The following is a 12,021-nucleotide window of genomic DNA, read 5'->3' as shown; positions in this document are numbered from 1 at the left end:
GTCGGAGCGCGGGCCCTCTAGCATGGCGAGCCAAGGGGTGACTCGCGACGCCCCCGGGGAGGGCCGATGGCCGACGACGAGACCACGCACGGCGCCGCCGCCGAGCAGGCGCTCGAGCGGATGGTCGGCGGGGTCTTCTCCGTGGCGCGCGACGGCACGGTCCTCTACGTCAACCGCGCGATCCTCTCCCTGGCGCGGGCGTCGTGGGAAGACCTCGTGGGGCGCAGCGTGTACGACCTGGCCCCACAGAGCCGCGACCTCGACTTCGTGCACTACCTCGACCTGGCCCTGGCCTCCGGGGAGGTCGAGGAGTTCGAGTCCTTCGCCCCGCGGGTGGGTCGCTGGCTGCGCCGGCGCCTCTACCCGACCGCCGACGGGGTGACGGTCCTCGTCGACGAGGGGCCTGCCGGTGCCGGGCACGGGGTCCCCGACCGCCTGCGCGAGGCCCTCGAGCGCGCCCGCACGGCGGAGCTGCGGTACCGGGACCTCCTCGACACCATGGCGGAGGGCTGGAAGGAGACCTCTCCGGAGGGCGACCTGCTCGTGGTCAACGACTCCTTCGCCCACCTGCTCGGCTACGGCGACGCCGAGGACCTGCTCGCGAACGTGGCCAGTGCGAACGACCTCTACGTCGACCCCGACGACCGCGTCCGCGGGCTCGCGAGCGAGACGGGCGGACGACCCCGGATGATCGAGGCGCAGATGCGGCGGCGGGACGGCGGCACGGTGTGGGTGCGCGCCGTGCTGACCCCGCGGTACTCGGTCACGGGCGAGCTGCAGAGCTACCGCGGCTTCGTCGAGGACATCACTGACCAGCGCGAGGCCGAGCGCCGGCGCCGCGAGGCCGAGGAGCGCATCGAGGCCCGCGAGCGCACCCTGCTCGCCGAGGTCGTGCACGACGAGCCGCTCCAGCTCATCGTCGCGGCGATGCTGCGGCTCGACGTCCTCCAGCCCCAGCTGCCCCCGGAGGCGCGGGAACCGGTCGAGCAGGTCACCTCGCTGCTCGACCAGACCGTCGAGCGGCTCCGGAACCTCGTCGCGGCCCTCAGCCCGCCCGACCTCAGCGACGGTCTGGGGGAGGGGCTGCGCACGCTCGCCGACGGCATCTTCATGGGGACGCCGACGACCGTCGAGGTGGTCGACGAGCTGGCGGGCCCGCTCGCGGTGGAGGCGCAGGGCGTGGCCTACCGGATCCTGCGCGAGGCGCTGGTGAACGCCCGCAAGCACGCTCGGGCCACGAGGGTGGTCGTGGACCTCGAGGAGCAGGACGGGGACGTCGTCCTCTCGGTGGTCGACGACGGAGTCGGGGGTGCGCGGGCCAGTCCGGAGCCCGGCCACCTCGGCATGACGTCGATGGTCACCCGGGCCGACGACCTCGGTGCACGGCTGCGCGTGGAGAGCCCTCCGGGAGGGGGCACGGCGGTCTCCCTGGTCCTCGCCCGGGCCTGAGATCCGTCCGGCTGATGCAGGTGCATCAGGGAAGTGGGCACAGCCGCATCTGTCGGTCGCTCACGGTGAGCGGCGAGGATGGAGCCACGCCTCGAGGACAGCGTCCTCCGAACCCCTGCACGGGGGACGCGGTCCAACGAGGCACACGACGGGACTCCAGCCCCCGAACCCCTGCACGGGGGCCGGAACCCCCCGACGGTCAGGGAGCCCGGTCCCCTGTCCCCCTCTATGGGGCCGGGCTCCCCCCATCGCCTCCGGGGACCGGACCTGCCGCACGACGGTCCGGTCCCCGGACCCATGTCCGGGGTCGGCGCACCGACCACCGACGCCACGAGCCCCCGGCCGGGCAGAGGCCGGGGGCTCGCGTGGTCGTCCGGGTCAGCCGCGCCCGGTGACGGGGGTCTTCATCCGGACCCTGACCTCGCGGCTGACGTCACCGACGTACTGGCCGCTCTTGCCGGCGTACGAGAAGCGGTAGTAGGAGTCCTTCTCGCGCTGCACCTCGGACCACACCGCGCCGCGGGCGTCGGACTGCAGCGAGGCAACGGTCGTCCAGGTCGTGGAGTCGGCGAGGCGGCGCTGGAGCGCGACGGTCTGGTTGCTGACCGCGACGTCGTCGGGGGTGGTGAGCCGGCCGCTGACCACGGGGCCGCGGCGGTCACGCACGTAGGAGCCGGACAGCTCGGTGACCGTGGTCAGCGTGGCCGTCGCCGACGTGGGCAGGGTGGTCGTCGTCCCTGCGTACGTGAAGCGCGCGACCGTGGGGCGGTCGGGGCTGTCGACGAAGGCCACCTGCCCGGCAGCGTTGGTCTTCACGGTGCGGACGTACGAGAAGGCGGTGGCGTCCACCGCACGGGTGGCGATGAGGACCGGGGCGGAGGCGAGCGCCTTGCCGGTGGTCTTGGACTTCAGCGTGACGGTCGCGGTGCGCGGCCAGAGGCCGGTGACGGCGACGGTCGCGGTCGTCGCGACCTTGGGCGCCGGCGGCGGAGCGGGAGTCGGGGTCGGGGGCTTGGGGGCCGGGGGCCTCGAGCCCGGGTTGTAGGTGCCGAAGTACTGCCAGTGCCACGGCTCGGGGTTCGAGCCCTTGGCCAGCGCCCACGAGGGCTGGGCGTAGCCGTACTTGGGCCCGACGCTCGAGAGCCACTTGTGCCGGGCGTCGGTGTAGACGTTGATGCCGCAGCCCAGGTCCAGGGCCAGGCCCCAGCCGTGCGTCGAGGTGCCGGGCTTGGCGGCGCGCGGCGACCCGTACTTCTTGAAGAGGGCGACCTGCTTGTCGTAGGAGCGGTAGGCGTCGTTGATGCAGAGGTTGCTGCCCCACTTCGCCTTGTACAGCGTGTTGAGGGCGATCAGCTTGACCGTGGCGTCGCAGCGCATCCGGTCCGACGTGTCCCAGGGGATGGCGCAGAGGGCGGAGGAGGGGATCTTGCCGTTCGAGTAGCCACCCCACGCGAGGGAGGAGGTGGCGGCGCCCGCTGTCGGTGCGGCGGCGATGAGCACGGCGAGGGTCAGGAGAGGGGCCAGCAGCAGGGTGAGCGGGCGTCTGAGGGCGGACATGGGACGGGTTCCTTCCGGGTCGACCGCCTACGGAACGTGACCTGTCGGGTTGGGACTCCGGTGCCCCGTCCTCGCCTGAGGACTTCACCCCGAGGAGCGGCTCCAAGTGCGTGGGCGCCCCGCCCCCACCACAACAGAGGGACAGCGATGGCCACCGGGTGCTGGTGGGGTTCGGCGCCACCCGGTCCGACCGTGGCGGCCGCCACGAACGGGAAAAGGCCTCGTCAACGACGCTACGGACGCGCTCCGGCGGGCGGGTCCGGGTGGGTGACGGGTGGCCGAACGGCCCTCGGGTTCATCCGTTCGGCCACGGCGTGTCGCGTGCCCGTCGGCCCGCGCGGTTGGCCGGCCGCCGGTCGGGTAGGTCAGGGGTGCCTGCCGGGCCGGTGGGCGGGTCGCCGTGCGACCGCCGCAGCCAGCGAGGAGACCCGTGGGGACGACAGCAGCACCGAGGACGGGCGCGGCGACGACCCTCGGCCTGCCCGGCCCCTCGACCGGCGAGATGGTGCGGGCCTTCCGCCGCGTGCGCCGCGACCCGCTCGCGTTCCTCGGCGAGGTCGTCGAGCGGCACGGTGACCTCGTCGCCTTCCCGGTCCCCGGGGCGCCGGCCCTGCTCGTCAACGACCCGGCGGCCGCCCGCCAGGTGCTCCGGACCTCCGGCCGCTCCTGGGGCAAGCAGACCGTGCAGTACGCGGCGCTCGCCCGGGTCACCGGCCCCGGGCTGCTCGCCTCCGCGGAGCCGACGTGGATCCGGCACCGGCGGGTCGCGGCCGGTGCCTTCCACCACGAGCGGCTGGCCGCCGTCAGCGCCGAGGTGGCCGCGGCCGCGGACGAGGCGGTCACGGAGCGGATGCGGCGGGTGCCGGAGGGGACGGCGGACGTCGTCGACGTCGCGGCGCTCGCCCACCGCATCGCGCTCGACGCCGTGGGTCGCGCCCTGTTCTCCACCGATCTCTCCGAGCGCTCCCGGCTGCTCCTCGACGCGACGAGCGCCGCGGCCTCCCTCGTCGTGCGCCTCGGCCGCTCCGTGCTGCCGCTCGCCGACCGCGTTCCCACCCCGACGACGCTGCGGCTGCGTGCCACCCGCCGCCGCCTCGATGCCGTGGCCGCCGACCTCGTCGCGGAACGTCGTGCGCGAGTGGCGCGCTCGGCGACGGACGACCACGGAGCGGACCTGCTCGGCCTGCTGCTCGACAGCGGGATGCCCGACGGCCAGGTCCGTGACGAGCTGGTGACGATGGTCGTCGCCGGCCACGAGACGGTGGCCGCGGCCCTGTCCTGGACGCTCATGCTGCTCGCCGAGCACCCGCAGGTGCAGCAGCGGGTGCGCGAGGAGCTCGCCGCGCACCCCGGCCCGGTGACGATGCTCGACCGGTCCGACGAGCTGCCGTTCACCCGGGCCGTCGTCGACGAGTCGCTGCGCCTCTTCCCGCCGGCGTGGGCGCTCTCGCGCAAGGCCGTGGAGCCGGACGTCGTCGCAGGTCTCGAGCTGCCGGCGGGCAGCCTGGCGATCATCAGCCCCTGGACGCTGCACCGCCGCCCGGACGCGTGGCCCGAGCCGGAGCGGTTCCGGCCCGAGCGCTTCCTCGGCGGCGTCCCTGCGGGCAGCGGCTACCTGCCGTTCGGCCTCGGGCCGCGGTTGTGCATCGGGCGTGACTTCGCGCTGGGGGAGATGCTCGTCGTCCTCGACCGGCTGCTCGCGGCGGCGCACGTGTCCCTCCCGGACGGTTGGCGACGGCCCGCCCCCGAGGTGGGGGTGGCCGTCCACCCCCGGGGTGGGATGCCGCTCGTCCTCCGGCGCCGGGGCACGACCGGATGACGACCGCCGCCCTCGCGGTGCTGCTGCTCGTCGCCGGGCTGGCCGCCCACCACGGGCTGCGCGACCTGCGCACCCTGCCCACGGGGCCCTCTTCTCGAGGTGCCGCCCCTCCCTCCGCCGTCTCCGTCGTCGTCCCCGCCCGTGACGAGGAACGCGGGATCGGCCACCTCATCGGCTCCCTCGCCCCGCTCGAGGACCCGGTGGGGGAGGTCCTCGTCGTCGACGACGGCTCCCGCGACGCCACGGCGGAGGTCGCCCGGGCCCGCGGCGCCGTGGTGCTGGCGGCCGGCCCGCCGCCGCCGGGGTGGACGGGCAAGGCGTGGGCCTGCCGCGTCGGCACCGAGGCGAGCAGCGGCGACCTGCTGCTCTTCCTCGACGCGGACGTCACCCTGGCACCGGGGGCCGTCGCGGCGCTGCTCGAACAGCACTCCCGCAGTGGGGGGCTGGTGTCGGTGCAGCCCTTCGACGACGTCCGCCGCCCGCACGAGCAGCTGGCCGCCCACCTCCACCTCGTGCCGCTGCTGGCGAGCGGCGCCTTCCGCGCTCGTCCGACCCGGCCCCCGATGGCCTTCGGGCCGTGCCTGCTCGTCTCCCGGTCCGACCTCGAGCGCGCCGGTGGGCACGCGGCGGTGCGGGGGGACGTGCTCGACGACGTCGGCCTGGCGCTCGCCCACGACCGGGCCGGCCTCTCCGTCACGTGCGCCGTCGGCGGCGACCTCGTGCGGATGCGCAGCCACCCCGAGGGCCTGGGGCGGCTGGTCGCCGGCTTCACGAAGAACATCGCCTCCGGTGCCGGTGCGACGAGCCCCCGCACCCTCGTCCCGACCCTCGCCTGGCTGTGCGCGCAGCACGCCGTCGCCGTCGGTGCGCTCGCCGCCCTCCTCGCCGCCCTGGCGCCGGGACGGTTCCCCGAGCCGGCCGGCGGTCCGGTCCTGTGGGCGCTCGCCTGGCCGGCCACCGCCCATCAGCTGCGCCACCTGCTGCGCCGGGTCGGTTCCTTCCGGTGGTGGACGTGGGCGATCTTCCCCGTGCCGCTGCTCGTGTTCGACGCCGTGTTCCTCGCCTCGCTCGTCCGGACCCTCGGGGGGTCGGTGCGCTGGCGTGGGCGCGTGGTCCCCGTTCGCGGCCGCCCCGATGCCGACGGGGGCCCGGCGTGCTGAGGTACGTCGCACCCCAGGCGGTGACGGTGGTCCTCGACGTCGCTGCGTGGGGCCTCTTCCACGCCGCGACGGGCTACACGGCGCACCGCCTCCCCGCCGACCGCCTGGCTGCCGACGGCCCGCTGCTGCGCGCCCGCCGGGTCGAGGCCGGGGGGCGCGTGTACCGCCGCGTCCTGCGTGTCGACCGGTGGAAGGACGCGCTGCCCGAGGCCGGCGCGCTCTTCGCCGGCGGGGTGAGCAAGCGGAGCATCCCCACGCGCGACGTCGCGGGCCTGGAGCTGCTCGTGCGCGAGACCCGCCGCGCCGAGCTCGCGCACTGGTGGGCGATGGCCTGCGGACCGCTCTTCGTGCTCTGGAACCCGCCGCTGCCCGCGGCCCTGCTCGTCGCGTACGGGGTGCTCGTCAACGCGCCGTTCATCGTGATCCAGCGCTACAACCGGTTCCGGACCCAGCTCCTGCTGGAGCGTCTCGCCGCACGGGCGGCGCGGGCGTGAGGGAGAGCCGGCACGGGCCGGTCGCCCAGCTGCTCATCGCGTGGTCACCGCTCGGGCTGGTCCTGCTCGGTTACTGGCTCGCGCAGTGGGTCAGCGCGCCGCTGGCCGCCGGCGGGCCGACGAACCGGCTGGGCGCCGGTGTGCACGTAGTGGGCCCGGCGCGCGCCGACACGTGGGTGTTCGGCGCGCTGCCGACGGTCCGGCTGCAGGGGTGGCTGCTCGCCGACGACCCCCGGTGGTGGGACGCCCTCGCCGCGGTCGTCTACGTCTCGCACTACGTGGCCATCCCGCTCGTCACGGCGCTCGCCTGGTTCGTCCTGCGCCCGCGCTTCGTGCCGTGGCTGGTCGGGGTCCTCACGACCTGCCTGCTCGGGTTCACCGGGTACGTCCTCTACCCGGCGGCACCCCCGTGGATGGCGGCCGACCTCGGCGCCGTGCCGGTGGTGGAGCGGGTCTCGACGCTCGGCTGGAGCCATCCGGCCCTGGAGTGGGTCGGCGCCCTCACCGAGCTGGGACAGGCGGGCAGCAACCCGGTGGCGGCGATGCCGTCACTGCACGCCGGCGCGGCGCTCCTCGTCGCGCTGTTCCTCCGGCCCGCGGTGCCGCGGTGGGTCCGCCCGGTGGTCCTGGCGTATCCGCTGCTCATGGCCGCGACGCTCGTCTACACCGGCGAGCACTACGTCGTCGACGTCGCCGCCGGCTGGCTCGTCGCGGTCGTCGGCCACGGCGCCGGCCGGGTCGTGCAGCGCCTCGCGGCCGGCCGCACGCACCCAGAGCAGGATGGTCAGGGTGACCATGCTGAAGCCGAAGAGGAAGTCCTCGACGGGGATGTCCCACGGCCGGCGCACGCCGAGGGTCTGTGACGCGTCGTAGAGCACGATGGGCGCCGACTGCTTGGTCAGCCAGCCGTCCACGAGCACCTGGAAGACGGCGACGATGCCCATCGCGGCCCAGAAGCGGGCCGTGCGCAGGACCCCCGTCCGTAGCCAGAACCGTTCTGCGGCAAGGGTCAGGAGCACCGACAGGACGGCGAGGGCGGTGTACTCAGGCATCGTCCCCCCTCGGTCGCAGCCGTGCGAGCACGGTCCCCACGGCCTCATAGGTCAGCAGCCCGCAGAGCGGCACGACCACGAAGAAGACGACCTCCTCGAGGGGCACGCCGAGCGGCAGCACGACGCCGGTGGTGTACCGCTCGCTGTACGACCAGTGGCCCCGGGCGATGCCGAGGACGTCCCACGCGAGGAAGATCAGCACCACCGGGAGGAGCGCGAGGAGCAGCCGGCGCGGCCGGCGGTAGACGCGGGCCCGCAGCACCCACTCCAGGGGCAGGGTGACGAGCAGGCAGCCGGCCATGAGGAGCAGGTACTGCGCGTGGTCGGGCAGTCCCATCAGGCGGCCACCGTCCGGGCAGCGGGCGGAAGCTCGTCGTCGGGCCGGGCGACCCAGCCCCGCGGGTCGCCCGGGAGGGCCGCGAGCTGGGCGACCTGCTCGGCGCACCACGGGGAGACCGCGAGCCGCCCGGCCAGGACGTCGTCGCGGAAGCCCGCCCACGGGCGCCACTCCACCGATGCCACCTCGTCGGGGTCGGGGAGGCGGGCAGGGCCGGCGGCGCGCGCGACGAGCACCGGGCAGACCTCGTGCTCGACGAGGCCGCCCATCGTGGCGCGGTAGCGGAAGCCGGGGAGCACGACGCGCACGTCGGCCAGGGCGAGCCCGAGCTCGTCGTGGGCGCGACGCCTCACCGCGTCCTCGAGCGGCTCACCGGGCCGGGGGTGGCCGCAGACCGTGTTGGTGAGGACCCCGGGGAAGCTCGGCTTGTGGTGGGCACGCGTGGTGAGGAGCAGGTGCCCCGCGTCGTCGACGACGTAGCAGGAGAAGGCCAGGTGCAGAGGCGTCGCGTCGTGGTGCACCGAGGACTTGCGCGCCGCCCCGACCGCGGCCCCGGTGTCGTCGACGAGGACCACGTCGTCGTCGGCCCGCCAGCCGGTCGTGTCCCGCCGCGCGGCCCGGTCCCGCCGCACCGCCCGCTCGGGGTCACGCCCGAGGACCATCCGCGCGGCGAGGACCGCCTTGGCGGGCGTCGGCACGCGCACACGGCCGGCGAACACGTCGTACCCGGCATCCTCGATCCGGTCGAGGATGCGCGCGTAGAGCACCCGCGCCGTCGCGACGCAGCGGCGCGAGGCCCCCGGCAGCGCGGCGAGGCCCTCGTCGGCCTCCCGGTAGAGCCGCCGGTTGCGGGCCACCTGGAAGGCCATGAGCTCGCGCCACTCCGGGGTGGCCCGGCGCGCCCACGGGTCGGCGCCGAAGCGGTCGAGGTCCTCCTGGGGGAGGTAGACCCGCCCGCGGTCGAGGTCCTCGTCGACGTCGCGCAGGAAGTTCGTCAGCTGGAACGCCTGCCCCAACGCACGGGCCGGTCGCAGCGCGTCGGCCGTCGGGTGCAGCACCGGCAGCATCATCTCGCCGATGACCGCCGCGCTGCCGTCCATGTAGGCGAGCAGGTCGGGCCAGGTCGGGTAGCTGCGCTGCGTGAGGTCGGAGCGCATCGCGGCGAAGAACCGGTCGAAGCAGGCCTGGGGTATCCGCCTCTCGCGCACCGTCGTCCCGACCGCGGCGAGCACGGGGTCCGGGGAGGTCCCCGTCGCGACGGCCTCCTCGAACCGGCCGCGGAAGGCGTCGAGGGCGTCGGCCACCGGAGCGCCCGGGTCCGGCCCCGCGAGGTCGACGATGTCGTCGGCGAGGCGGGCCAGGGTGTAGACGGCGAAGACGTGACGGCGGTCCTGCGCGGGCAGCAGCCGGGCCCCCCAGTAGTAGGTCGTGCCGTGCTCGCGCGTCACCCGTGCGCACTGCTCGTACCCGGCGGCGAGATGCGGGTCCGCGACGACCGTCACGACGCCACCCCCACGGGCCGCGGTGCGCGCCGCGCCGTGCGCGCGGCGTGCTGCTCCACCCGCTCGGCCGCGAGCCGGCCGCTGACGAGCACCATGGGGATGCCGACGCCCGGCGTGGTGCCGGAGCCCGCGAGGACGAGGCCCGGCACCCGACGCTCGACGTTGGGCGGGCGGAACGGCCCGGACTGCCGGAAGGTTTGGGCCAGCGCGAACGGCGTCCCGAGGTGCATCCCCTGCTCCTGCCAGTCGTCGGGGGTGACGAGCCGCTCCTCGACGACGTCGGTGGGGTAGCCCTCGGCGTCGAGGAAGGCGTGCAGCCGCTCGCGCATCGGGCCCGCCTCGTGCCGCCAGTCGAGACCGGACCCGTTGTGCGGCACCGGTTCCAGCACGTACAGCAGGCTGTGGCCATCCGGTGCCATGTCCGGCTGGGACAGGGTCGGGACCGTGACGAGGCGCGACGGGTCAGGCATCAGCTCCTGCCGGTCGACGAGGTGCTCGAACGCCTCGTCCCAGGTGCGGCCGAAGTGGATGTTGTGGTGGCGCACCGCCGGGCCGGGCCGGCCCCGCACCCCGACGTGCCACACGACCGCCGACGGCGAGTACCGGCCGTGGCGGGTGACGCGCGGTGGCGGGACGCCCGGCAGCAGCCGGGCGTAGGCGACCGGGAGGTCGAGGGTGCACACGACGGCGTCGGCGGCGAGCCGGGTGCCGTCGGCGACGGCCACACCCGCCACGGCCCCGTCGCCCCCGCGCAGGACCTCGGTCACCTCGACCCCGGTCTCCACGGACCCACCGGCCGCGACGAGCGCGGTGGCCAGCGCGGTGGGGACGGCGTGCATCCCGCCCTCGGGGTGGAAGACGCCGCGGACGGTGTCCATGTAGGTGATGACGCCGAAGACCGCGCGCGCCGTCGCCGGGGCCACGCCGGCGTAGAGGGCCTGGAAGCCGAAGATGCGGTGCAGCCGCTCGTCCTCGAAGAACGAGGCGATCCTCGGCCCCAGGGCGCGCAGCCCACCGAGGCGCAGCAGCCGGGCCGCGGCCAGCGGCGAGCGCACGAGGTCGAGCGGGCCGTCGATGTTGCGGTCGACGAAGGTGTCGAACTCGGCGGCGTACAGCGCCTCGAGCCAGGTGACGAAGCGGTCGAAGCCAGCCGCGTCGCGCTCGCCGGACAGCCGGCGCACCTCCTCTCGCAGCGCGCTCATCTCGGCCCGCACGGCGAGCTCGCTGCCGTCGGCGTAGACGGCGCGGTACGCCGGGTCGAGGCGCGTCATCGGGACGAGCTGCCCGGGGTCGGCGCCGACGGCCCGCAGAGGGGCGTGCAGGAGCTCGGGCATCGTCATGACGACCGGGCCGGTGTCGACCCGGAAGCCACCCATCCGCAGGGTTCCGGCCCGGCCCCCGACCTCCGCCTCGCGCTCGAGGACCGTCACGTCGTGGCCGGCGGCGGTGAGGTGGCAGGCCGCCGCGAGCCCTGAGAGCCCGGCGCCGACGACGAGGACCCTCACGCCGACCTCCAGGCCACGGCCCGGGCCAGCGCGCCGAGGGCGGTGCGCGAGCGGTCGTCGACCGCCAACCCGTCGAGCACCTCGTCGGCCCGGTCCACCAGGTCGGCGACGGCGTCCTCCGCGAGCTCACGGACGCCGGCCGCCTCCATCGCGGCCTGGAGCCGGTGGACCCCGTCGTCGTCGAGCGTGCCGGCGTCGCACGCCGCGAGGAGGGGGCGGTCGGCGTGCGGCAGCAGCTGCTCGGCCCAGGCGAGGAGGGCCGTCGGCTTGCCGCAGCGCAGGTCGTCACCGGTTGGCTTGCCGGTGGCCGCGGGGTCGCCGAAGGCCCCGAGGACGTCGTCGCGGAGCGCGAAGGCCTCGCCGACGAGGTCGCCCCACGCGCCGAGCCGCTCGACGAGCTCCGGTGCTGCACCGGCCACCTCGGCGCCGAGCTGGAGCGGACGGGCCACGGTGTAGCGCCCGCTCTTGAGGCGGGCGATGCGGCGTGACGTCGCGAGGTCGCGGCCGCGTCCTGCGGTGTGCGTGAGGTCGAGCACCTGCCCCTGGACCAGCTCGGTGGCCATCACCCGCCAGGTGCGGGCCACGCGCGGGTGCCCGCGCGAGGCGAGGAGGGTGGCCTCGCTCAGGGCGAGGTCGGCGACGAGGACGGCGATGCTGTCGCCGAAGAGGTCGGCGTCCCCGAGGGCGGCGGCGCGGCGGTGCCGGGCGGCGGTGACCACGTGCAGGGTGGGGCGCCCCCGCCGGGAGTCCGAGCGGTCCATGACGTCGTCCTGGACGAGCGCGAAGAGCTGGAGGAGCTCGAGGGCCGCGGCGACGTCGACGAGGCGCGCGCGCGTGGCGTCACCGCCGCCGGCGGCCGTCCACCCCCAGCGGGCGAGGCGCGGACGGAGCCGCTTGCCGTGGTGGCGGGCGCGGTCGGCGAGCTCGCCGACGAGGTCGACGTGGACGGGTCCGTCGGCGTCCTCCGGCGTCTCGCCGACCTCGAGGAGGATGCCCCGCAGCTCGGCGAGGACGTCCTCGAGGAGCACGTCGACCTCGTCGAGCAGGACCTGCCCGTCGGCCCCGGCGCCGAGCAGGTCGGTGGCCTCCACCGTGGGGTCGATGGTGCTCACACCGTCTCCTCCGTCGTCCTCGCGCGCACGGCAG

General features: G+C 75.5%; 10 protein-coding genes and 1 pseudogene. 5 read left to right on the top strand and 6 right to left on the bottom strand.

Features of this window, described 5'->3' with window-relative positions; all coding sequences use genetic code 11:
• Window positions 1-66: 66 nt before the first annotated feature.
• The gene (locus ACQZ2A_RS06435; protein WP_430208520.1) at window positions 67-1,449 is read left to right on the top strand and encodes a PAS domain-containing sensor histidine kinase; all 1,383 of its coding nucleotides are present in this window, start codon (window positions 67-69) and stop codon (window positions 1,447-1,449) included.
• Between the two features lie 378 nt (window positions 1,450-1,827).
• Here ACQZ2A_RS06435 and ACQZ2A_RS06430 read toward each other — a convergent pair whose 3' ends face one another.
• Complete coding sequence (locus ACQZ2A_RS06430; RefSeq protein WP_430208517.1) at window positions 1,828-3,006, bottom strand: M15 family metallopeptidase; 1,179 nt, start codon at window positions 3,004-3,006, stop codon at window positions 1,828-1,830.
• A 430-nt stretch (window positions 3,007-3,436) separates the two neighbouring features.
• Between ACQZ2A_RS06430 and ACQZ2A_RS06425 the strand changes: the two genes are divergently transcribed.
• The 4 genes and pseudogenes from ACQZ2A_RS06425 to ACQZ2A_RS06410 all read left to right on the top strand — a co-directional run.
• Entirely contained in the window at window positions 3,437-4,825 is a 1,389-nt protein-coding gene (locus tag ACQZ2A_RS06425; protein WP_430208514.1) for a cytochrome P450, read from the top strand.
• Window positions 4,822-5,985 (top strand): glycosyltransferase family 2 protein, encoded by a 1,164-nt coding sequence (locus tag ACQZ2A_RS06420; protein ID WP_430208511.1) that lies wholly within the window; start codon window positions 4,822-4,824, stop codon window positions 5,983-5,985. Before ACQZ2A_RS06425 ends, ACQZ2A_RS06420 begins: the two co-directional genes overlap by 4 nt.
• Window positions 5,979-6,479, top strand: a complete 501-nt coding sequence (locus ACQZ2A_RS06415) for a hypothetical protein (RefSeq protein WP_430208508.1) — start codon at window positions 5,979-5,981, stop codon at window positions 6,477-6,479. Before ACQZ2A_RS06420 ends, ACQZ2A_RS06415 begins: the two co-directional genes overlap by 7 nt.
• Window positions 6,476-7,147, top strand: a pseudogene (locus tag ACQZ2A_RS06410) (phosphatase PAP2 family protein); the annotation flags it as partial. The gene ACQZ2A_RS06415 and the pseudogene ACQZ2A_RS06410, both read left to right, overlap by 4 nt.
• On the opposite strand, the gene ACQZ2A_RS06405 reads toward ACQZ2A_RS06410, so the two are convergent.
• The 5 genes from ACQZ2A_RS06405 to ACQZ2A_RS06385 are packed head-to-tail and all read right to left on the bottom strand — an operon-like array spanning window position 7,028 to window position 11,987.
• Window positions 7,028-7,531, bottom strand: coding sequence for a lycopene cyclase domain-containing protein (locus ACQZ2A_RS06405; RefSeq protein ID WP_430208505.1), 504 nt, complete (start codon window positions 7,529-7,531; stop codon window positions 7,028-7,030). The pseudogene ACQZ2A_RS06410 and the gene ACQZ2A_RS06405 sit on opposite strands and share 120 nt — an antisense overlap.
• On the bottom strand, window positions 7,524-7,868 hold the full coding sequence (locus ACQZ2A_RS06400) for a lycopene cyclase domain-containing protein (protein WP_430208502.1): 345 nt from the start codon (window positions 7,866-7,868) through the stop codon (window positions 7,524-7,526). The genes ACQZ2A_RS06405 and ACQZ2A_RS06400 overlap by 8 nt, the downstream gene beginning before the upstream one ends.
• Window positions 7,868-9,370, bottom strand: coding sequence for an isopentenyl-diphosphate Delta-isomerase (idi, locus tag ACQZ2A_RS06395; protein WP_430208500.1), 1,503 nt, complete (start codon window positions 9,368-9,370; stop codon window positions 7,868-7,870). The genes ACQZ2A_RS06400 and idi overlap by 1 nt, the downstream gene beginning before the upstream one ends.
• A complete protein-coding gene (gene crtI, locus ACQZ2A_RS06390; RefSeq protein ID WP_430208497.1) occupies window positions 9,367-10,875 on the bottom strand; it encodes a phytoene desaturase family protein in 1,509 nt (502 codons plus the stop codon). Before crtI ends, idi begins: the two co-directional genes overlap by 4 nt.
• Window positions 10,872-11,987 carry a polyprenyl synthetase family protein gene (locus ACQZ2A_RS06385; protein WP_430208495.1) on the bottom strand — a complete coding sequence of 372 codons (1,116 nt, stop codon included), beginning with the start codon at window positions 11,985-11,987 and terminating at the stop codon, window positions 10,872-10,874. The genes crtI and ACQZ2A_RS06385 overlap by 4 nt, the downstream gene beginning before the upstream one ends.
• Window positions 11,988-12,021 lie beyond the last annotated feature (34 nt).

Origin of the sequence: Phycicoccus avicenniae (genome assembly GCF_050496545.1) — a bacterium.
Lineage (GTDB): Bacteria > Actinomycetota > Actinomycetes > Actinomycetales > Dermatophilaceae > Phycicoccus > Phycicoccus avicenniae_A.
This window is presented reverse-complemented; position numbering and strand designations above follow the sequence as displayed.

What these genes read in the sequence shown, in the direction of transcription:
- ACQZ2A_RS06435 (WP_430208520.1), top strand. Translation starts at nt 67, where the DNA reads ATGGCCGACGACGAGACCACGCACGGCGCCGCCGCCGAGCAGGCGCTC.
- ACQZ2A_RS06430 (WP_430208517.1), bottom strand. Translation starts at nt 3,006, where the DNA reads ATGTCCGCCCTCAGACGCCCGCTCACCCTGCTGCTGGCCCCTCTCCTG.
- ACQZ2A_RS06420 (WP_430208511.1), top strand. Translation starts at nt 4,822, where the DNA reads ATGACGACCGCCGCCCTCGCGGTGCTGCTGCTCGTCGCCGGGCTGGCC.
- ACQZ2A_RS06405 (WP_430208505.1), bottom strand. Translation starts at nt 7,531, where the DNA reads ATGCCTGAGTACACCGCCCTCGCCGTCCTGTCGGTGCTCCTGACCCTT.
- ACQZ2A_RS06400 (WP_430208502.1), bottom strand. Translation starts at nt 7,868, where the DNA reads ATGGGACTGCCCGACCACGCGCAGTACCTGCTCCTCATGGCCGGCTGC.